Source organism: Sulfitobacter sp. W074 (assembly GCF_025142275.1).
GTDB classification, from domain to species: Bacteria; Pseudomonadota; Alphaproteobacteria; order Rhodobacterales; family Rhodobacteraceae; genus Sulfitobacter; species Sulfitobacter profundi.
The window spans coordinates 2,501,313-2,520,612 of the sequence record NZ_CP081130.1; the positions used below are offsets into that span (position 1 = coordinate 2,501,313).

The 19,300-nt window shown below is 63.5% G+C and carries 20 protein-coding genes; 9 read left to right on the forward strand and 11 right to left on the reverse strand.

Annotated features, from left to right (window positions below; translation table 11 throughout):
• Nucleotides 1–30: 30 nt before the first annotated feature.
• On the forward strand, nucleotides 31–1,032 hold the full coding sequence (locus tag K3762_RS12335; RefSeq protein WP_132444563.1) for an alkane 1-monooxygenase: 1,002 nt from the start codon (nucleotides 31–33) through the stop codon (nucleotides 1,030–1,032).
• Nucleotides 1,033–1,073: 41 nt separating this feature from the next.
• Nucleotides 1,074–1,463: a hypothetical protein gene (locus tag K3762_RS12340; protein ID WP_067625553.1), complete on the forward strand. Its 390-nt coding sequence runs from the start codon at nucleotides 1,074–1,076 to the stop codon at nucleotides 1,461–1,463.
• Between the two features lie 6 nt (nucleotides 1,464–1,469).
• On the opposite strand, the gene xseA is transcribed toward K3762_RS12340, so the two are convergent.
• A complete protein-coding gene (gene xseA / locus K3762_RS12345) occupies nucleotides 1,470–3,032 on the reverse strand; it encodes an exodeoxyribonuclease VII large subunit (RefSeq protein WP_132444447.1) in 1,563 nt (520 codons plus the stop codon).
• A 70-nt stretch (nucleotides 3,033–3,102) separates the two neighbouring features.
• On the opposite strand from xseA, the gene purD reads away from it, so the two are divergent.
• Nucleotides 3,103–4,368 carry a phosphoribosylamine--glycine ligase gene (gene purD / locus K3762_RS12350; RefSeq protein WP_260009613.1) on the forward strand — a complete coding sequence of 422 codons (1,266 nt, stop codon included), beginning with the start codon at nucleotides 3,103–3,105 and terminating at the stop codon, nucleotides 4,366–4,368.
• Nucleotides 4,369–4,398: 30 nt separating this feature from the next.
• Here purD and K3762_RS12355 read toward each other — a convergent pair whose 3' ends face one another.
• Nucleotides 4,399–5,094, reverse strand: coding sequence for a VCBS repeat-containing protein (locus K3762_RS12355; RefSeq protein ID WP_132444445.1), 696 nt, complete (start codon nucleotides 5,092–5,094; stop codon nucleotides 4,399–4,401).
• Complete coding sequence (locus K3762_RS12360; RefSeq protein WP_067625538.1) at nucleotides 5,094–5,417, reverse strand: 2Fe-2S iron-sulfur cluster-binding protein; 324 nt, start codon at nucleotides 5,415–5,417, stop codon at nucleotides 5,094–5,096. The genes K3762_RS12355 and K3762_RS12360 overlap by 1 nt, the downstream gene beginning before the upstream one ends.
• 176 nt (nucleotides 5,418–5,593) lie before the next feature.
• On the opposite strand from K3762_RS12360, the gene K3762_RS12365 reads away from it, so the two are divergent.
• Nucleotides 5,594–6,145: a peptidoglycan-binding protein gene (locus tag K3762_RS12365; protein ID WP_132444444.1), complete on the forward strand. Its 552-nt coding sequence runs from the start codon at nucleotides 5,594–5,596 to the stop codon at nucleotides 6,143–6,145.
• A gap of 54 nt (nucleotides 6,146–6,199) precedes the next feature.
• On the opposite strand, the gene K3762_RS12370 is transcribed toward K3762_RS12365, so the two are convergent.
• From K3762_RS12370 to K3762_RS12400, 7 genes are all read right to left on the reverse strand, one after another.
• Complete coding sequence (locus K3762_RS12370) at nucleotides 6,200–7,687, reverse strand: DegQ family serine endoprotease (RefSeq protein ID WP_132444443.1); 1,488 nt, start codon at nucleotides 7,685–7,687, stop codon at nucleotides 6,200–6,202.
• A gap of 193 nt (nucleotides 7,688–7,880) precedes the next feature.
• Nucleotides 7,881–8,075, reverse strand: coding sequence for a DUF2065 domain-containing protein (locus K3762_RS12375; protein ID WP_120351421.1), 195 nt, complete (start codon nucleotides 8,073–8,075; stop codon nucleotides 7,881–7,883).
• Nucleotides 8,072–9,187 (reverse strand): protease modulator HflC, encoded by a 1,116-nt coding sequence (hflC, locus tag K3762_RS12380; RefSeq protein ID WP_067916329.1) that lies wholly within the window; start codon nucleotides 9,185–9,187, stop codon nucleotides 8,072–8,074. The genes K3762_RS12375 and hflC overlap by 4 nt, the downstream gene beginning before the upstream one ends.
• On the reverse strand, nucleotides 9,187–10,419 hold the full coding sequence (hflK, locus tag K3762_RS12385; RefSeq protein ID WP_206054295.1) for an FtsH protease activity modulator HflK: 1,233 nt from the start codon (nucleotides 10,417–10,419) through the stop codon (nucleotides 9,187–9,189). Before hflK ends, hflC begins: the two co-directional genes overlap by 1 nt.
• Nucleotides 10,420–10,487: 68 nt before the next feature.
• A complete protein-coding gene (gene gorA, locus K3762_RS12390; protein WP_132444442.1) occupies nucleotides 10,488–11,867 on the reverse strand; it encodes a glutathione-disulfide reductase in 1,380 nt (459 codons plus the stop codon).
• 119 nt (nucleotides 11,868–11,986) lie between these two features.
• Complete coding sequence (gene rpiA, locus K3762_RS12395; RefSeq protein WP_120351423.1) at nucleotides 11,987–12,775, reverse strand: ribose-5-phosphate isomerase RpiA; 789 nt, start codon at nucleotides 12,773–12,775, stop codon at nucleotides 11,987–11,989.
• A 13-nt stretch (nucleotides 12,776–12,788) separates the two neighbouring features.
• Complete coding sequence (locus K3762_RS12400) at nucleotides 12,789–13,025, reverse strand: hypothetical protein (protein ID WP_120351424.1); 237 nt, start codon at nucleotides 13,023–13,025, stop codon at nucleotides 12,789–12,791.
• Nucleotides 13,026–13,028: 3 nt separating this feature from the next.
• On the opposite strand from K3762_RS12400, the gene K3762_RS12405 reads away from it, so the two are divergent.
• Nucleotides 13,029–14,402, forward strand: a complete 1,374-nt coding sequence (locus tag K3762_RS12405; RefSeq protein WP_260009621.1) for an L-serine ammonia-lyase — start codon at nucleotides 13,029–13,031, stop codon at nucleotides 14,400–14,402.
• 94 nt (nucleotides 14,403–14,496) lie between these two features.
• A complete protein-coding gene (locus K3762_RS12410) occupies nucleotides 14,497–15,408 on the forward strand; it encodes a pirin family protein (RefSeq protein WP_132444440.1) in 912 nt (303 codons plus the stop codon).
• Nucleotides 15,409–15,427: 19 nt separating this feature from the next.
• Here the strand turns inward: K3762_RS12410 and K3762_RS12415 are convergent, their stop codons facing one another.
• Entirely contained in the window at nucleotides 15,428–16,012 is a 585-nt protein-coding gene (locus K3762_RS12415; RefSeq protein WP_120351427.1) for a TetR/AcrR family transcriptional regulator, read from the reverse strand.
• Between the two features lie 84 nt (nucleotides 16,013–16,096).
• Here K3762_RS12415 and K3762_RS12420 point away from each other — a divergent pair, with 84 nt between their 5' ends.
• The 3 genes from K3762_RS12420 to glpX all read left to right on the forward strand — a co-directional run bounded on the left by K3762_RS12420 (nucleotide 16,097) and on the right by glpX (nucleotide 19,296).
• Complete coding sequence (locus K3762_RS12420; protein ID WP_206054294.1) at nucleotides 16,097–16,456, forward strand: hypothetical protein; 360 nt, start codon at nucleotides 16,097–16,099, stop codon at nucleotides 16,454–16,456.
• Nucleotides 16,457–16,572: 116 nt separating this feature from the next.
• Entirely contained in the window at nucleotides 16,573–17,859 is a 1,287-nt protein-coding gene (locus K3762_RS12425; protein ID WP_120351428.1) for a homoserine dehydrogenase, read from the forward strand.
• 474 nt (nucleotides 17,860–18,333) lie between these two features.
• A complete protein-coding gene (glpX, locus tag K3762_RS12430) occupies nucleotides 18,334–19,296 on the forward strand; it encodes a class II fructose-bisphosphatase (protein ID WP_132444439.1) in 963 nt (320 codons plus the stop codon).
• Nucleotides 19,297–19,300: the final 4 nt, after the last annotated feature.

Here is a 19,300-nt window from a genome sequence, read left to right on the forward strand (position 1 = left end):
GCAAGGCGGGTCATGAGTAAGGGAAAACACGTGCTGTGGTATATGATCGCCAGTTTGACGCCAGCGGTGCTGATCGCCGCCGCCGCCCTCTGGGGCGGGGTCTGGCCTGTGCTGGCGCTTTTGTCGATCACGGTCCATGTCTCCTTTATGGACCGATTGGGCCGTGCGCTGACCCTTTCCGACAGGTCCGGTCGGGGGCTGACGCTGACATTGGCTGCCGTGCATTTCATGCTGCTGCCGCTCGGGGTCTGGGCGATTGGCGGCGCGCCGCATCTTGAGGGGCTGGACCGTGCGCTGATCTTTGCCGCCCTCGGTCTGTTTCTGGGTCAGATCAGCAATTCCAACGCACATGAGTTGATCCACGCATCCCGCCGCCTGCCCCGACGGATCGGCACGGCGGTCTATATCTCTTTGCTGCACGGGCATCACGTCTCGGCCCATCTGCGGGTGCATCATCCCGCCGCCGCCACCCCCGCCGATCCCAATTCCGCGCCCAAGGGCATGGGGTTCTGGCGGTTTCTTCTCAGCGCAAGCTGGGGGGAGTTTCGCGCCGGGTGGCAGGCCGACAACGCGCAGCGGGCGCGCAAGACGGGGGCGAAGGGGCTGCACCCCTATGCAATCTACCTCGGCGGTGCAGCACTGGCCCTGCTCACCGCGCTACTTTTGAGCGACATTTCCGGGCTGTTGGCCTATCTTGGCCTTGCCGCCTATGCACAGATGCAACTGCTGCTGTCGGACTATGTGCAGCATTATGGCTTGCGGCGGCAGCAACGCCCCGATGGCCGGTTCGAGCCGATCGGCCCGCAACACAGCTGGAACGCCCCGAAATGGTATTCCGCGGCCATGATGCTGAACGCGCCGCGCCATTCGGACCACCACATGCGCCCCGCACGCGCCTTTCCGGCGCTGGAAGTGACCGAAGAGATGCCGAAACTGCCCTATTCCCTGCCCATCATGGCGGTGATCGCCCTTGTGCCACCGCTCTGGCGTCGGGTGATGGACCGCCGCGTGGCGCGGTGGCACCGCGGCTGATCCCACTGGCGCGGGGCGTGGGCTTCTGGCAGGCTGTTGGGATGAGACATACCCTCGCCCTGATCTGCGCCCTCCTGCCCCTGCCCGCCTTGGCCGAGATGTCAGCGGCGGAGTTCGAGGCTTATACGCAGGGCAAAACGCTCTACTACGGCCAGTCCGGCGCGCCCTATGGGGCCGAGGTCTATCACGAGGATCGCCGCGTGCAGTGGTCCTTTCTTGATGGCCGCTGCAAGGAGGGGCGCTGGTATGAGGCCGAGGGGCTGATCTGTTTCGTCTACGAAGACGACCCCACCCCGCAATGCTGGAGCTTCACCGAAAGCCCATCCGGGCTGGTCGCCCGGTTCGAGAATGACCCAACCCAGACCGAGCTTTACGAGGCGCAGGAGCAGAATGACCCTCTACTCTGTCTCGGGCCCGAAGTCGGGGTCTGACCGGCCTTAGCTTTCGCCTTTGACAGCCAGCCGACCATCCGCAAATTCGATCTCCAACCGGGCGGCGTTCTTTGCGGCCTCGGCGCTGGTCACCACATCGCCATCGCCACGCACCACGGCGAAACCGCGGGCGAGCGTTTCGCGGTAGCCAAGCGTGCCAAGGGTGCGGCCCAAAGCGTCGATCTGGCGGCGACGGCGGTCTTGATCCGCGCGGCCTGCGCGCGCCAACCGGGCGAGCACCTCATTCAATCGCTGGTCTTGGCGGGAAAGGTCGCGGAGCAGCACCTCTGGGCGGAAAGTCTGCGTACGGTCGAGCAGCCGTTCACGACGACGCAGGATCTGCCGCTGCAACACCTCGGGGTGAAACCGGTCGATCCTTGTCCCGAGCCGTTCACGCTGCCCTGCCAAGTTGCGTTGCCATGCGGGGTCGAGCCTTGCCGATAGCTGGGCCAGCCGCTGACGATCAGCCTCCAACTGGCGGCGCAGGGTGCCGGGACGCAGGGCACCGGACATATCGGCCAGTTTCACGCGGCGGCCTTGGACGCCTGCGATCAGCGCGGGTCCTAGTTTTTCGCTTGCGCGGTCGAACCGCTGCCACGCACCTTCAGTCAAAGTCTCGGCACGCGGCAAGGCCCGCGCCAGATCCCGCATCCGCTGGCCGCGCCGGGTCAGCCCTTGGCTCAGCGCCTGACGCATCCTTGCGCCCTGCCCTTCGAGCCATGCTGCCAGTTCATGCCGCACGGGCACCGCCAATTCCGCCGCTGCGGTCGGCGTCGGCGCGCGTTTGTCAGAAACGAAGTCGATCAGCGTCGTGTCTGTCTCATGCCCCACGGCAGAGATCAGCGGGATCTCCGAGGCTGCCGCCGCACGCGCGACGCTTTCCTCGTTAAAGCCCCAAAGGTCTTCGACCGAGCCACCGCCCCGCGCGACAATCAGCAGCTCAGGCCGGGGCAATGCGCCACCTGGGGTCAGCCGGTTGAACCCTTCAATGGCGCGCACCACCTCGGGCGCGCATTTCGCGCCCTGTACGGCGACGGGCCAGACCAGCACTTTGCGCGGGAAACGGTCGCGCAGCCGGTGTAGGATATCACGGATCACAGCCCCCGAGGGCGAGGTCACGACGCCGATGATCTCAGGCAGGTAGGGCAGCGGGCGTTTGCGTTCGGGGGCAAAAAGCCCCTCCGCCGCCAACGCCGCTTTGCGTTTCTCCAAGAGCGCCATCAGCGCGCCCATGCCCGCCGGTTTGATATCCTCGATGACGATCTGGTATTTCGATTGGCCGCCAAAGGTGGTGATCCGTCCGGTGGCGATCACCTCCATCCCCTCTTCGGGCTGGGTCTCGAGCCGCGCGGTGACGCCTTTCCAGATCACGCCGGAGATCACCGAACGGTCGTCCTTGAGGTCAAGATAGACATGCCCCGAACGCGGGCGGCTCACGCGGCCCACCTCACCCCGAATCCGTATATGGGCAAACTCACCCTCAATCACCCGCTTGATCGCACCAGAAAGCTCGGTGACGGTAAATTCGGGGCTGTTTGCACCGGGGGCGGGGTCGTCGAACAGATCCATCTGGGCACCTTGTGTCTGTGGGCACCCCAGCTTAGAACGCGGAGCAACGAAGTCCAAGGGAGTGCGCGGCATGAATATCCTGATCCTCGGCAGCGGTGGCCGCGAACATTCACTTGCTTGGGCGGTCATGCAGAACCCCAAATGCGACAAGCTGATCGTGGCGCCGGGCAATGCGGGCATCGCGGCCATCGCGCAATGCGCAAAACTGGACATCATGGACGGCGCGGCAGTGGTGGCCTTTTGCGAGGGCAACAACATCGACTTCGTCATCATCGGCCCCGAAGCGCCCTTGGCGGCAGGCGTGGGCGATGACCTGCGCACGGCGGGTTTTGATGTGTTCGGCCCCTCCAAAGCGGCGGCTGCGCTGGAAGCCTCCAAAGCCTTCACCAAGGAAATCTGCGACGCCTGCGATGCGCCCACGGCGGCCTATGGCCATTTCACCGACGCCGCCAGCGCCCGCGCCTATGTGGAAAAGCAAGGCGCGCCGATCGTCATCAAGGCTGACGGTCTGGCGGCGGGCAAGGGTGTCATCATTGCCATGACGGATGCCGAAGCCCTCGCCGCCGTAAATGAGATGTTTGACGGTGCCTTTGGCGACGCGGGCACGGAAGTCGTGATCGAAGAGTTCATGGAGGGCGAAGAGGCGTCCTTCTTCGTGCTCTGCGATGGGGAGACCGTGCTGCCCATCGGCACGGCCCAAGACCACAAGCGCGTCGGCGACGGCGACACCGGCCCCAATACTGGCGGCATGGGCGCCTACTCCCCCGCCCCGGTTCTGAGCGACGCGATCGCCGAACGCGCGCTAAATGAAATCATCCGCCCCTGCATGGCCGAGATGGCGAAACGCGGGATGCCCTATCAAGGCGTGCTTTATGCCGGGTTGATGATCAAAGACGGCCAGCCGCGTCTGGTGGAATACAACGTGCGCTTTGGCGATCCTGAATGCCAAGTGCTGATGATGCGCCTTGGTGCGCAGGCTTTTGATCTGATGCAGGCCACGGCCAAGGGGTCTTTGGCCGAGATGCAGGTCAACTGGGCCGAAGACCACGCGCTGACCGTGGTGATGGCGGCGAATGGCTATCCCGGCGCCTATGAAAAGGGCAGTGAGATCAAGGGGCTGAAAGACCTGCCCGAAGACAGCGCCAATATGGTGTTCCACGCGGGCACCGTGGCGCAAGACGGGGCGATCTTGGCAAACGGCGGCCGCGTGCTGAACGTCACCGCGCGCGGGGATACATTGGCCGAGGCGCAAGAGCGTGCCTATGCGATGGTCGACGGGATCAATTGGCCAGAAGGCTTCTGCCGCCGCGACATCGGCTGGCGCGCGCTGAGCTAACAGGCGGCGGCTTAGGCCGCCCCAGCACCCTCACTCACAGGTAAGTGCCGCGGCAAAGCTGTCGGCCCCCGCGAAGGGGCCGATGTCGCGACGCGCAAGCTGCCCGTCCTTCAGGGTCACCCCGACCACGCGCTGCCAATCGGCATCCGCCAGCACCATCTCTGGCCCGGCACCGCAATCGCGCAGACCGCCCGAGATGAAGGACTCTCCGATTCGATGGTTGGTCAGCCCCGGCATCTGAGCCACCTCGCTCAGGTCCCCATCCGCAAAACGCCAGACCCGCAGCACCCGCGCCAGATGCGGGCGGTCGACATAGGCGATCTCAACCGCGCCGTCACCGTCGAGATCAGCGGCGCCTATGGGGGCAAGCCAGCGGTTGCTTTGGCCGATATGCGGGGTCTCAGCAATCTTGCCCTCGGGGCCGTAGATCGCCAACGCCGCACCGCGGTTCACGTCGGTCTCAATCACAAGCACTTCGGGCGCGCCATCGCCCGTTACATCGACCAGCCGCGGGGCGATATCTTCGAAAACATGGTCGCGGGGCAGATTGAAACGCCGCGCGCTTCCGTCCGCCAAAGACACCTGTAGCCCGCCCCATTCCAGCGCGTCGCCGAGAATGCCATGGGCGTAGCGCCCGGTGGGCGAGATATAGCGCGCGGCGGTGATCGTCTCCGCCGCGGCGCTGGTTGCGATCAGCGCAAGCAATGCCGCGCCGACCGCCCGCATCAGATTTGCTTTTCCGGCATCTGCACGCGCAGACCGTCCAGCGCATCGGTAACCTTGATCTGGCAGGTCAGACGCGACCGCGCGGGGTCAGGCTCGAAGGCGAAGTCGAGCATGTCTTCTTCCATGTCGTCCATCGGGGTCAGTTTCTCTGTCCACGCCGGATCGACATAGACGTGGCAGGTGGAACAAGCGCAGGCCCCGCCACAGTCGGCTTCGATGCCGGGAATGTTATTGTCCCGCGCGCCTTCCATGACCGTGAGACCATTGGCCACCTCGACCACATGTTCGGTGCCGGAATGTTCGACATAGGTGATTTTGGCCATGATGATGCCCTTTCGTCCTAAAAGTTCGGCCTTGTTTAGCGGGCTATGGCAGCCGGTTCCAGCCCCCTTTTCATGAGTTCGCCCACGCATGCCCCCGCCGATGACATTGCGGTGGGCAAGGTCCGCGCATCCCGCTAGTCTGCGCGCAAACAACAGGCGAGCCCCGCGATTCCGGCATGACACAGCCCCCTCCCCTCCGGTCCAAATTGCAGCGCGCGGCCTTGCTGCTGCTCGTCGCCGGTATCGCGGGCTGCGAGACGGCGGCACCGGCCACCCCGCGCCCTGAGCCGGGGGTGCTGGAAGCCACCCGCAACGGCCCCGCAGGCGCGCCGGAGGGAAGTTGCTGGGGCCGCACGGTCAGCCCCGCGGTAATCGAGACGGTGACCGAACAGGTCGAAGTCACCCCGGCCAAAATGAACGCCGATGGCAGCATCGCCAAACCGCCCGTCTACAAGACAGAGACCCGCCAAGAGATCGTGCGCGCACGGATAGACAACTGGTTCGAGACCCCCTGCCCGGATGTGCTGACGCCAGAGTTCAACAGCACCCTGCAACGGGCGCTGCAGGCACGCGGGTTTTACGCCGGGCCGATCACCGGTGAGATGGACAGGGCGACACGGCTCGCCGTGCGGCGCTATCAGGCCAAACAGGGCCCGAACAGCGAGGTGCTGTCGCTTACCACCGCCCGTGCGCTTGGGCTTGTCGCGGTGCCCCGGCAGGGCGGCTGATCCCCCAACGAAAAAGGGCGCCCGGAGGCGCCCTTTCCAAACCACGGTAGCGGATCACTCCGCCAGCGACAGCGCGACAAATCGCGGGTCGCCGCCACGGCGCACCAGCAGCAGCAGAGACTTGCGGCCAGCCTCTTTCGCTGCAGTGATCCGCGCTTCCAGATCAGCGATGCTCGTCACCTGTTCCTGCCCCGCTTCGGTGATGATGTCACCCATGCGCAGGCCCTTCTCAAAGGCCTCCGACGTTTGATCCACATCCGTCACGGCAAGACCGCTCATATCGTCATCGGCCCCCAGTTCGGCGCGCAGATCGTCGGTCAACGGCATCAGGGTCAGGCCCATCAGCATGGTCGACTGCGGCTCTGCCTCGGTGCCGTCATCGGCGTTTTCGTCCATTGCCGCAGGAACCGCGCCATCCGCATCTTCGCGGCGGCCCAGCACAACTTTGATGGTCTGGGTCTTGCCATCGCGCAGCACGGTCACGCGGACCGTCGCGCCCACGGGGCTGTTGCCCACCTGACGCACCAGACCGCGGGTATCGACGACTTCGACGCCATCGAACGATTTGATCACGTCACCGGTCTTGAGCCCTGCTTCCCTCGCCGGGCCTTCCGGCACGTCTGTGATCAAGGCCCCAACGGCTTTCTTGAGGCCCATAGCGTCGGCTACATCGTCGGTCACGTCCTGAATGCGCACACCCAGCCAGCCGCGGCGGGTCTCACCGAATTCCTGCAACTGGTCGATCACGCGGGTGACCACATTCGAGGCCATCGAAAAGCCGATCCCGATGGAGCCGCCATTGGGCGACAGGATCGCGGTGTTCACGCCGATCACCTCGCCATCCATATTGAACAGCGGCCCGCCCGAGTTGCCCCGGTTGATCGCAGCATCAGTCTGAATGTAGTCGTCATAGGTGCCCGAGAGCGCCCGGTTGCGGGCCGAGACGATACCCGCAGAGACCGAAAAGCCCTGCCCCAGCGGGTTGCCCATGGCGATCACCCAGTCCCCGACACGCGCGGCATTGCTGTCGCCGAAAGAGACGAAGGGCAACGGCTGGCTGGCTTCGACCTTCAGCAGCGCAATGTCGGTCTTGGGGTCGGTGCCGATCACCTTGGCGACCAGTTCCTCGCCCGAGAAAAATTCGATCGTGATCTCATCGGCACTTTCGATCACGTGGTTGTTGGTCACCACATAGCCATCTTCGGAAATCACAAAGCCCGAGCCAAGCGCCGAGGAACGGCGCGGGCGGTTGCCCTCGCCGTCGTTGTTGCGGTCCTGGAACTCGCGAAAGAAGTCTTCGAAAGGCGAGCCTTCGGGAACGATGCCCTGCGGCCCGGTGCGGCCCTCAACCGTGGTCGATGTGGTGATATTCACCACCGAGGGGCTGATCTTTTCCGCGAGCGGGGCGAGGCTTTCAGGTTTGGCCAGCGCCATGCTGGCTTGCAGGATCAAGAGGGTCAGCGCCATCACCCCCATTGCCATCGCTCGCATCCATTGGGTGTGTTGTGCTGTTTTGGACAGGGAAACCGCCTTGGCCTGCATTCATCGTCTCCTGATTGTTCCTGTTGTTGCCAACGTGGGCAGAGTGCATTCCGAAAGGACGCGCTGCAACAGCAAAGATGGGGCCGATCACGTGCATTTCAACGGGCACGCGGCTGTTGATTTATGGCTCGGGCCTCTGTGCCTTGGCAGAATGGCGGCGAAACCGAACGTCCTTCGGCCCCTGATCCGGCCTTTAGACGCCCAATTGAAACGCCAGCCAGACAAGTATCAATCCGGCGACCACCACCAGTGCGCCGAGTTGGCGCAGCGCCGCCTCAGGGATGCGGCGGAGCATTTCCAGCATCTGCTCCAAAAACGAAGGGGCCAGTGCGTACACCAGCCCCTCGAATATCAGCACCGACCCTAGAGCCAGTAGAACAAGGCTCATTCGTCGAGCGCGGCTGGCTGGTCGGCCTCCGCGTCCGGCGCGACAGGTGCAGGCGCTACAGGCTCAGGCGTGGCGGGGGCCGCAGGGGCGGCCTCCTCCTGCGTGTCGTCGGCAGCAGCGCTATCGTCCGCTGGCGCAGGTTCCGCCGCCGGCGCATCGGTTTGCGGTGCCTCGGCTGGCGTCTGGACCTGTGCCTCGGCCGCTGTCTGCGGCGGTGCGTTCGCATCGACAGTGGTCGAAGGATTGCGGTCCGAGCGCAGGTAGTTGAAGAACTCGCTGTCCGGCGACATCACCATGGTCGAGTTCTCGCCCCGCAGGGCCTGCTCATAGGCGGTCAACGACCGGTAGAATTCAAAGAACTCCTGATCCTGACCATAAGACTGCGCGAAGATTTTGTTTCGCTGAGCGTCCGCCTCACCTTCGATGATCCGTGCGTCCCGACGCGCCTCCGACAAGATCTCTTCATAGGTCCGGTCAGCAAGGGCGATCACACGCTGCGCGGCCTCGCGGCCACGGGCGCGTTCATCGGTGGCTTCACGCTCACGTTCGGCGATCATCCGCTGCAGGGTCGCATCAAAGTTCTGCTCTGGCAGGTTGGTCTGACGCAGACGCACATCAACGACCTTGAGGCCAAGCGCCTGTGCACGGGCATCTGCGCGGACACGAATTTGCTCCATCAGGTCCGACCGCTCGGGCGACAGGATCGTGTTGGAGGTCACGCCTTGCGAACCCAAAACGGCACGGATCTGGCTTTCCATGATGCCGCCCATTTCGCTTTCGGCCTGACGTTCACCGCCCGCACCCAAAGCTTGGCGGTACTGGACCATGTCGTCGATCCGGTAGAGCACGAAGGCATCGATTTCCAGACGACGGTCATCGGCGGGGGTAACTTCGATCACCGGGGTTTCCAGCGACAGAATGCGGTCTTCGTAGCGCACGACCTCATCCAAGAAGGGCACTTTGAAGCCGATGCCCGGCTCGTTGCGAACCTGTTTGATCTGGCCAAAACGCAGCACCAGCGCTTTTTCGCGCTCGTCCACGACGAAGACAGCCGAAAGGACACCCACGATGGCGATCACCAAGATGGGAATGATAAGACTTGTTTTCCGCATCAGTTCGACCCTCCGCCGCGCCGCAATTCATTGAGTGGCAGATAGGGAACGACGCCCTGCCCGCCTTGGCCGCTGCCGTTTTCGAGGATGATTTTATCCACGTCGCCCAGCACCTTTTCCATGGTCTCAAGGTACAGACGCTTGCGCGTCACGTCGGGCGCGTTGCGGTATTCTTCCAAGACGGCCTCAAAACGGCTGGCTTCACCCACAGCGTCGTTCACCACACGGGCGCGATAGCCTTCGGAGGCTTCCAAAAGCTGCGCGGATTCACCGCGGGCTTCGGCGGTGCGGCGGTTGGCATAGGCATCGGCCTGACGCTCTACCCGGTCACGCTCCTGCTCGGCCGCTTGCACGTCGCGGAAAGCGTCGACGACCGATTGTGTGGTCGTGTTGCCATTGGCATCGGTGACCTGCACGGTCTGGCTGGGCGGGTCGACCTTGTTCACGTTGACACGCAGCACGTTGATGCCGGTCTTGCGGTTATCAAGCGTGGTTTGGATCAACTCTTTCACCCGATCTGCAACGGCACCACGGTCCCGGTTGAGGATCGGCGCGAGTTCGGACTGGGCGATAACTTCGCGCATCGCGGATTCGGAAATCGCACGCACGGAGGCTTCGGGATCGCGCAGCGAGAATTTGAAATCGCGCGCGTTCTTGATGTTCCAGACCACCTGAAAGTCGATGTCGACGATGTTTTCATCGGTGGTCAGCATCAGGCCTTCGTTGCCGCCCGTGCCGCGCCGCACACCAAGTTCTTCGGTGCGGTTGGTGGTGACGTCAAAAACCTCTGCCGTGACCAGCGGCCATGGGGCAAAGTTCAAACCCTCGGTGCCAATGCCGGAAAATTCGCCCAAGAACAGTTCGATCGACTGCTGTTCGGGCCGCACGGTATAAAAGCTGGCAAAACCCCAAAGCGCCACGCCGGCCAAAAGGGCAATACCAATGGTCGAGCGGGTCACGCCCGGCCCGCCAGAGCCGCGGCCACCGCCGCCGGTGCCATTGCCCCGGTCGCCACCACGGCCGCCCATCAGGACACGCAGCTGCTCTTGGCCCTTGCGCACCAGATCGTCGATCTCGGGCATCTGGGGGCGATCACCGCCCTGCCCGCGTGGACCCTGCGGCCCGTCGTTGCGTCCCCCGTTGCCGCGGTCACCATTGGTACCCCGGTCTCCGCCGTTGCCCCGGTTGCCGCCTCCGCCGCCCCCCCAGGGGCCTTGCGAATTTCCTGCCATTGATATGTTCCCCTCTCGGCCGCCCATGCGGCCTATCGTTCCAAAAATTGTACGCTTTCGCGCGATATTCAAGCCGTGCGGGTCGGATTACGCATCGTCACCAGCTCTTCGGACATGGTTGGGTGTACCGCGCAGGTGGCGTCAAACTGCTCTTTCGTGGCCCCCATCTTGACCGCGATGCCGACCATCTGGATCAACTCGCCCGCATTTGGTGCGACGATATGACAGCCCAGCACGACCCGCGTATCGGCGCAGACGATGAGCTTCATCAGCACCCGGTCGGCCTTGCCCGCGAAGGCCCCCTGCATCGGTTTGAAGGAGGTCGCATAGACCTCAATCGGTCCTTTGTCGCGGGCGTCTTCCTCGCTTAGCCCCACGGTGCCCATTTCGGGCTGCGTGAAGATCGCCGAGGGCACCAGATCGTGATCGACCTGCGTCGGGTTGCCGCCAAAGACGGTTTCGACAAAGGCCATGCCTTCGCGGATCGCCACGGGCGTAAGGTTGATCCGGTTGGTCACGTCGCCGATGGCATAGACCGAGGGCACGGCGGTCTGGCTGTACTCATCCACTTCGATCGCACCGCTGCGGCCCAGTTTCACGCCCAGTTCTTCCAGCCCCATGTCGTCGCTGTTGGGGCGGCGGCCAGTGGCAAAGAGCACTTGGTCGAACATCTTTTCGGTGCCGTTGGTCGGCTTGACCTTCATCGGGCCGCTGCCGTCTTCGTGGCTGGGCGACATTTCCAGAATGTTGGTGCCAAGATGCAGGTCGATCCCCTTTTCCTGCATCATCTCGGCCACCATGCCGCGGGCTTCGTCGTCAAAGCCGCGCAGGATCTGCGCACCGCGGTAGTATTGCGTCACCTCGACACCCAAGCCGTTGAGGATACAGGCGAATTCACAGGCGATATAGCCGCCGCCGATAATCAGGATCGACTTGGGCAGCTTCTCAAGGTGGAACAGATCGTCGGAGACCAGACCCAGTTCCGCATTCTCGATCTCGGGGCGCACGGGGCGACCGCCGCTGGCGATGAGGATATGTTTGGCGGTCTTCTCGGTCCCGTCGGAAAGGGCGACGGTATGGGCGTCTTTGATCCGCGCGCGGGCGTCGAAGGTATCGACGCCAGAGTTCTTCAAGAGCTTGCGATAAACGCCTTCAAGGCGGTCCAACTCTGTGTTCAGGCGGCTTTTGAAGTCATGCCAATCGAAGGGCCCGGCCTTGAGATCCCAGCCAAAGCATTTCGCCTCATCCACCACATCGGCATAGCCCGAGGCAAAGACCATCAGCTTTTTGGGCACACAGCCCCGGATCACACAGGTGCCGCCATAGCGGTCTTCTTCGGCCAGTCCGACCTTGGCGTCATGCTCGCCCGCCGCGACACGCGCCGCGCGCACACCGCCCGAGCCGCCACCGATGACAAACAGGTCGTAGTCGAATTCATTCTTGGCCATTTGGCGCCTCTCTTAGTCGTTTTTGGTATTGCACGGGATCGCGCATATTTTTTTGGTATTGCGCGGGATCGCGCATATTTTGGTCTTGCGCGGGATCGCGCGTGGATCGCTCTTGGGCGTTAATCGCTGAGGTCGGAAAACAGGTTGTCGGTCTCGACGAATTCCAGCCGGTCGGTCGCCACGGTGCCTTCATTTATGTCGCGCACCTCAACCCTGCCATCCCCGTAGCCGATCACAACCGCGTCACAGATATCTATGAACAGGCCGTTTTCCACCACGCCGGGCATCTGGTTCAGCACCAGCGCTAGTTGCCGCGCGTTGCCGATGCGCCCCAGCCGCAGGTCTAGAATATAGTTCCCCTCGTCGGTGATGAAAGGCACCTCGCCGTTCATCCGCAGGGTCGAGTTGCGGCCAAGCACATCCATCGAGATCAGCGTCTCTTCGACCAGCGCCTGCGTGGTCTGCCAGCCAAAGGGAATCACCTCGATCGGCAGGGGGAATGCCCCCAGATGATGCACCTCTTTGCCGATATCGGCGATCACCACCATCTGGTCGCTGGCGGTCGCCACGATCTTTTCTTGCAGCAACGCGCCGCCGCCGCCTTTGATGAGGTTCAGCTCTGCGTCGAACTCATCCGCGCCGTCAATCGTCAGGTCGAGCCATTTCGCCTCATCGAGCGAGATCACCTCGATCCCCACCTCCCGCGCCAGTTGCGCCGTGCGCGAGGAGGTCGGCACGCCTTTGATCCGCAGCCCATCTTCGCGCACCAACTCGCCCAGACAGCGCACCAGCCACGCCGCCGTCGATCCGGTGCCAAGGCCCACGCGCATCCCATCTTCCACGAACTCACAGGCCCGTTTCGCGGCCACGAATTTGGCCTTGTCGATCGGTGATAGGTCTCCGGACATCGGGTGCTCCCTCTCAGGCGTTTGCCGCGTTATAGGGCGAATTGGCATAGGGTGCGAGGGGCAAGTCGGCGGTTTTTGGACGCACGGCAATGCGACAGGACGGCCAGAGCGCGCGCCCTGTCGCTTTCAGCGCGCCAAGCGGCGGCAGGAAATGGTTGGATCGGCCCACACCGCTTGCAATGCGCCAAAGGTCTGGGCGATACCCGTTCCACCGCGCCCCGACACCCGCAACCATAAAAGGGTCCGCCACCTGATGTTTCTTTCCGTCTTCGACATGTTCAAAGTGGGCATTGGCCCTTCGTCTTCGCATACCATGGGGCCGATGGTGGCGGCGGGGCGTTTCCTTGACCTGATGCGCGCCTCGCCTTTCCAATTCGCCGGGCTGCGCGCGTCGCTCCACGGCAGTCTGGCCTTTACCGGGGTGGGCCATGCCACCGACCGCGCCACGATCCTCGGCCTCGCCGGATTCACGCCCGAAGACTATGACGCCGAAGCCGCCGAGAAGACGCTGGACAAGATCAAGCAGACCCGGCGCATCAGCGTCGAGGGGCTGCCCGAACTGCGCTTCGACCCCGAGCACGACATGATCTTCGACTACGACACCAAGCTTGCAGGCCACGCCAATGGCATGATGCTGATGGCCACCGACGCCCAAGGCGACGTTGCCTTGCGCGAAACCTATTATTCCATCGGCGGCGGCTTCGTGATGACCGAAAAGGAACTGGCCGCAGGCAAGGACACGGATGAAGGCGCGCCGGTGCCCTTCCCCTTTAAGTCCGCCGCCGAAATGCTTGAGATGTCGACGAAATCCGGCAAGACTATCGCAGGTATGAAACGCGCCAACGAAGAGGCGCGTGGCGGGGCCGAGAACCTGCGCGCGGGCAGCAAACGGCTTTGGCAGGTGATGCGCGATTGTATCGACCGGGGGCTGACGACCGATGGCACCCTGCCCGGCGGCCTTCAGGTGAAACGCCGCGCCAAGGGCATCCATGACGCGCTGATCGCCGAGCGTGGGCAGAACCAATCCGCGCCGCATACGATCAACGACTGGATGAGCGTCTATGCCATGGCGGTGAACGAGGAAAACGCGGCGGGCGGTCAGGTCGTCACCGCGCCCACGAACGGCGCGGCAGGCGTGATGCCCGCGACATTACGCTATTATCTCGACCATGTGCCCGGCGCGTCTGAGGCGCATATCGAAGACTTCCTGCTCACCGCCGCCGCGATTGGCGGGCTGGTCAAATACAACGCCTCGATTTCGGGGGCGGAAGCAGGCTGTCAGGCCGAAGTCGGCAGTGCCGCCGCCATGTCCGCCGCCGGGCTTTGCGCCGTGATGGGCGGCACGCCGCCGCAAATTGAAAACGCTGCCGAAATCGCGCTGGAGCATCACCTCGGCATGACCTGCGACCCCGTCAAAGGGCTGGTTCAAGTGCCTTGTATTGAACGTAACGGGCTGGGCGCGATCAAGGCGGTATCGGCGGCCTCATTGGCGCTGCGCGGCGACGGCACGCATCTGGTGCCGCTGGACGCCTGTATCGAAACCATGCGCCAAACCGGCGCGGACATGAGCGAGAAATACAAGGAAACCTCGCTCGGCGGATTGGCTGTCAATGTGCCAAATTGTTGAAGCTGCGCAAATTTGCACAGGGCCCGTTCGCCGGGGCCAATTGTTGAGGGCACTGCCACCGCCTATCTTCTAAGCAACCGCAAAGGAGAGCATCATGTCCCTCAGACCCACATTGGAAACCCGCCGCGCCACGCCCACAATGGAAGGCGCAGGCGTCAAATTGCACCGCGCCTTCGGCTTCCACGACCCGTCGGAGCTGGACCCCTTTCTGCTGTTTGACGACTTCCGCAACGACCGGCCCGAAGACTTTGAAAAGGGCTTCCCTTGGCACCCTCACCGCGGGATCGAGACGATCACCTATGTGCTCGAAGGCACCGTGGAACACGCGGATTCGCTGGGTAACACCGGCGATCTGAACGCGGGCGACGTGCAATGGATGACCGCAGGCTCGGGCATCTTGCACCAAGAAATGCCGCGCGGGAATGCCGCCGGGCAGATGCATGGCTTCCAGCTTTGGGGGAACCTGCCGTCAGCCCAGAAGATGACCGCGCCGCGTTATCAGGATATGAAGTCCAGCGATATCCCAGTGGTGACCGACGACGACGGCACGCGGGTGAAAGTCATCACCGGCGAGTTCTGGGGCAAACGCGGCCCCGTCGATGGCATCGCGGCTGACCCGCAGTATTTGGATGTTTTCGTGCCCGCAGGGGTCAAGAAGACCTTTAAGATCGACACCTACCGCCGGGCCTTCGCCTATGTCTTTCAAGGCGCGGGCGCTTTCGCCGATGCCTCTGCCCCCTCGGGCGTGTTGCTTGAGAAAGAGGTCGCCGGTGAGGAGGTCAACATCCGCGACATGTCGGGCGACCGGACGCTGATCCGTTTCGGCTCCGGGGATGAGGTGACGGTTCAGGCTGGCGAGGAAGGTGTGCGCTTTCTTCTCATCTCTGGCGCGCCGATTGAAGAGCCAGTCGCGTGGCATGGGCCGATTGTGATGAATACCCGCGCCGAGTTGCAGCAGGCAATGCGCGATCTGAACAACGGGACTTTCATCCGCCCCGCGCATTGAACCGAAGGGCCGTGGCCGCTTAGGCGGTCACGGCCTTGCGCACCATATCCCAATATTGCGCGACAACCTCGTCCAGCGACAGCCGCCCGCCCGCGCGGTACCAAGTATTCACGCCCGTCAGCATCGCGATGATCGCCAGCGTCACGATCTTGGTGTCGGCGACGGCGAAATCGCCGTTGGCAACTCCGGCTCGCAGGATCGCTTCGAGGCGGTCTTCGTAGTCGCGGCGCAAACGCTCGATCACGGCGAAATTCTCCTCCGTCAGATTGCGCAATTCCATGTAGGCGATGAAAACCTCATCAGGCCGATCCGCGTGAAAGCGGATGTGGAAGGCCACGAAGTCCTGCAACTGCTGCAGTGCAGAGCGGTCTGCATTGTTGGGCGTTTCGGCCAGCAGGTCGGTCATATGCGCCCGCATCAGGTCGAACAGAAGGCTTTGTTTATCGGGCGTGTAGTTATAAAGCGCCCCGGCCTGAACGCCGACCTCAGCAGCAATCGCGCGCATCGACACGGCTGCATAGCCGCCCCGTGCAAAAAGCCGCAGTGCAGCTGCGCGCACGCGCGGGCCGGTGATGTCAGAGTGTGAGCCTGTGGTTCTTGCCATGGCGGCAATTTAATGAACAAGCGTTCAAAAGCAAACCCCGCTTGCGCGAAGATCGCCGCTGGGGCAGAACGAGGCATGACTCTCATGCGCACGCCCCGCCCCCATTCGATCACCGCCCTGTTTCTGGGCGTCTCGCTGATTGCGGGCTGCACGCAGTTTCCCGAACTCGACCGCACGATTACCCCAGAGCTTGAGGCAGCGCCCTACCCCGATCTGGTGCCGATTGACCCGCTTTTGGCCAAGGCCACCGCCGGGCGCATCGACCCCGTTCGGACCGAAGCCGAACTTTCGGGGCGTGCCGCACAGCTTGAAGCCCGCGCCAGACGGATCGGGACGACAAGCACCAATGCCACGACCGCGACGCGGGTGGCGCGTCTGCGGGCAAAGGCCGCTGAGTTGCGGCGCGCACGTCAGGCCGCCGAAACCAGTGCAGAAGCTGAATAAACAGGCATGTCCGAGATGCGTATGCGCGTTGCACGCAGGCGCTGAACCCGCTACATCGCGGCTATGCCCGGCCCCATCCGCCGGGCCTTTCGGATCAGACCAGAAGGACCACCACCATGTCTAAACCGCTTCGCCTCGGGATTGCTGGATTGGGAACTGTGGGTGTGGGCGTGCTGCGCATTCTGCGCCAGCAGGCCGCCCTGCTAGAGGCCCGCACCGGCTGCGCGATGACGGTTTCTGCGGTCTCGGCCCGCACCCGCAACAAGGATCGCGGGCTGTCGCTTGCGTCTTATGACTGGGAAGACGATCCCGTCAAACTGGCGACCCGCGATGATGTCGATGTATTTGTCGAGCTCATGGGCGGCGCGGACGGCCCTGCCAAGGCCGCGACCGAAGCCGCACTGGCGGCGGGCAAACATGTGGTCACCGCGAACAAGGCGATGCTGGCGATGCACGGCCAAGCGCTAGCCGAACAGGCCGAAGGCGCAGGCGTGGCGCTGCGCTATGAGGCCGCCGTGGCGGGCGGCATCCCGGTCATCAAGACGCTGATGGAAGGGCTTGCTGGCAATGAGATCACCCGGATCATGGGGGTGATGAACGGCTCGTGCAATTACATCCTCACCCGGATGGAAGATTCTGGCAAAACCTATCAAGAGATTTTCGCCGAGGCCGATGGGCTGGGCTATCTCGAAGCCGATCCGCAGCTGGACGTGGGCGGCATTGACGCGGCGCATAAGCTGGCGATTCTGTCATCGATCGCATTTGGCACCAAAATCGACTTTGACGGCATACAGCTTGAGGGGATCGAGCGGGTCGCCATCGAAGACATCCGCGCCGCCGCCGACATGGGCTATAAGATCAAACTGCTGGGCGTGACCCAGAAAACCGGACGCGGACTGGAGCAGCGGATGATGCCCTGCCTCGTGCCGCAGACCTCGCCTTTGGGACAACTGGACGGCGGCACCAACATGGTGGTGATCGAAGGCGACGCGGTAGGGCAGATCGTGCTGCGCGGTGCCGGCGCGGGCGAAGGTCCAACGGCCAGCGCGGTGATGGCCGATGTCTGCGATATTGCGCGCGGGTTGCGCGGGCCGGTCTTTGGCCAGCCCGCCGAGACGTTAGAGCAAACCACCCCCGCCAGCAGCCAGCGCCCGGCCCCTTACTATCTGCGCATGGCGCTAGTCGACAAACCCGGTGCACTGGCGAAAATCGCCACGGTGTTGGGTGAAGCGGGCGTGAGCATCTACCGGATGCGCCAGTATGAACATTCCGACACTTCTGCCCCGGTTCTGATTGTGACCCATAAGACCAGCCGCAATGCGCTGGTTGAGGCGCTGGCGAATATGGACAAGACCGGCGTGCTGGCGGGTGAGCCGGTCGCGTTGCGGATCGAAGAGGTCTGAAGGTTTGCGTTGAGGGCCATCGCCTGCCCGCGGGTCGGCGATCTGACCGCGAATATTGCCACTTTATGGTGCAGCCAAGATGTACCTTCGCAAAGCAGCACCCAGCCCCACCAAATCGCCTACCCGTCTGGGCGGGCAGGCGATGGCCCGGCGCCTGCGGTTTGATTCCGGGCTTAGGTGGCATTTGGAGCCAAGCTCCGGCGTTTGCCAGCGGATCGGCAAACTGAAGGCAGCGACATGCCACTTTATGGCGCAGCCGTGATGTGCGCTCCGCGAGGGTGCACCCAACCTCATCAAATCGCCCACCCGGTCGCACCAAAGGTGCGCCCTTATAATACGGCACGCCTTTGGCGTGACGGCCCGGCGCCTGCGGCTTGATTCCCGGCCAAGTGCTACCTGCGCCCAACCCAAAACTTGCCCCGAGGCCCGCGCGAGGGTACAGGACAGAAAACACATTGCACCCAAGGACACCTCATGACCGCTTCTGCCGAATTCCAAGACCGCATGCTCTCACTGGGCCTCGCCCGTGTTTCCGAAGCCGCCGCATTGGCCTCGGCCAAGCTGATCGGCAAGGGTGACGAGAAGGCCGCCGACCAAGCCGCCGTCAACGCCATGCGCGAACAGCTCAACATGCTCGACATCGCGGGCGTCGTGGTCATCGGCGAAGGCGAGCGTGACGAAGCACCCATGCTTTATATCGGCGAAGAGGTCGGCACCGGCAAAGGCCCCGGCGTGGACATCGCGCTTGACCCGCTCGAAGGCACCACGCTGACCGCCAAAGACATGCCCAACGCGCTCACCGTGATCGCCATGGGCCCGCGCGGCTCCATGTTGCACGCGCCCGACACCTATATGGACAAACTCGCCATCGGTCCGGGTTTCGAGACCGATGTCGTCACCCTCGACATGACCCCCGGTGAGCGCGTAGAAGCGCTGGCCCGCGCCAAAGGCTGTGCGGCTTCGGACATCACCGTTTGCATCCTCGAACGCCCCCGCCATGCGGATATGATCGCCGAGGTTCGCGCCACCGGTGCTGCCATCCGCCTCATCACCGACGGCGATGTGGCGGGTGTGATGCACTGCGCCGACCCCGAGACCGGCATCGACATGTATATGGGCCAAGGTGGCGCGCCCGAAGGCGTGCTGGCCGCTGCCGCCCTGAAATGCATGGGCGGGCAGATGTATGGCCGCCTGCTGTTCCGCAACGACGACGAAAAAGGCCGCGCTGCCAAGGCCGGGATCACCGAATTTGACCGCATCTATTCGCGCGACGAGATGGTCACCCAAGACGTGATCTTTGCCGCCACCGGCGTCACCGGCGGCAACATCCTTCCGGGCGTGAAACGCGAGCCGGGCTGGCTGACCACCGAGACGCTGATCATGCGCTCGCGCACCGGGTCGGTCCGTCGCATCAACTACCGCACCCCGGCGGAGTGAGGGC

What these genes read in the sequence shown, in the direction of transcription:
- K3762_RS12340 (WP_067625553.1), top strand. Translation starts at nt 1,074, where the DNA reads ATGAGACATACCCTCGCCCTGATCTGCGCCCTCCTGCCCCTGCCCGCC.
- xseA (WP_132444447.1), bottom strand. Translation starts at nt 3,032, where the DNA reads ATGGATCTGTTCGACGACCCCGCCCCCGGTGCAAACAGCCCCGAATTT.
- purD (WP_260009613.1), top strand. Translation starts at nt 3,103, where the DNA reads ATGAATATCCTGATCCTCGGCAGCGGTGGCCGCGAACATTCACTTGCT.
- K3762_RS12355 (WP_132444445.1), bottom strand. Translation starts at nt 5,094, where the DNA reads ATGCGGGCGGTCGGCGCGGCATTGCTTGCGCTGATCGCAACCAGCGCC.
- K3762_RS12360 (WP_067625538.1), bottom strand. Translation starts at nt 5,417, where the DNA reads ATGGCCAAAATCACCTATGTCGAACATTCCGGCACCGAACATGTGGTC.
- K3762_RS12365 (WP_132444444.1), top strand. Translation starts at nt 5,594, where the DNA reads ATGACACAGCCCCCTCCCCTCCGGTCCAAATTGCAGCGCGCGGCCTTG.
- K3762_RS12370 (WP_132444443.1), bottom strand. Translation starts at nt 7,687, where the DNA reads ATGCAGGCCAAGGCGGTTTCCCTGTCCAAAACAGCACAACACACCCAA.
- K3762_RS12375 (WP_120351421.1), bottom strand. Translation starts at nt 8,075, where the DNA reads ATGAGCCTTGTTCTACTGGCTCTAGGGTCGGTGCTGATATTCGAGGGG.
- hflC (WP_067916329.1), bottom strand. Translation starts at nt 9,187, where the DNA reads ATGCGGAAAACAAGTCTTATCATTCCCATCTTGGTGATCGCCATCGTG.
- hflK (WP_206054295.1), bottom strand. Translation starts at nt 10,419, where the DNA reads ATGGCAGGAAATTCGCAAGGCCCCTGGGGGGGCGGCGGAGGCGGCAAC.
- gorA (WP_132444442.1), bottom strand. Translation starts at nt 11,867, where the DNA reads ATGGCCAAGAATGAATTCGACTACGACCTGTTTGTCATCGGTGGCGGC.
- rpiA (WP_120351423.1), bottom strand. Translation starts at nt 12,775, where the DNA reads ATGTCCGGAGACCTATCACCGATCGACAAGGCCAAATTCGTGGCCGCG.
- K3762_RS12405 (WP_260009621.1), top strand. Translation starts at nt 13,029, where the DNA reads ATGTTTCTTTCCGTCTTCGACATGTTCAAAGTGGGCATTGGCCCTTCG.
- K3762_RS12410 (WP_132444440.1), top strand. Translation starts at nt 14,497, where the DNA reads ATGTCCCTCAGACCCACATTGGAAACCCGCCGCGCCACGCCCACAATG.
- K3762_RS12415 (WP_120351427.1), bottom strand. Translation starts at nt 16,012, where the DNA reads ATGGCAAGAACCACAGGCTCACACTCTGACATCACCGGCCCGCGCGTG.
- K3762_RS12420 (WP_206054294.1), top strand. Translation starts at nt 16,097, where the DNA reads ATGCGCACGCCCCGCCCCCATTCGATCACCGCCCTGTTTCTGGGCGTC.
- K3762_RS12425 (WP_120351428.1), top strand. Translation starts at nt 16,573, where the DNA reads ATGTCTAAACCGCTTCGCCTCGGGATTGCTGGATTGGGAACTGTGGGT.
- glpX (WP_132444439.1), top strand. Translation starts at nt 18,334, where the DNA reads ATGACCGCTTCTGCCGAATTCCAAGACCGCATGCTCTCACTGGGCCTC.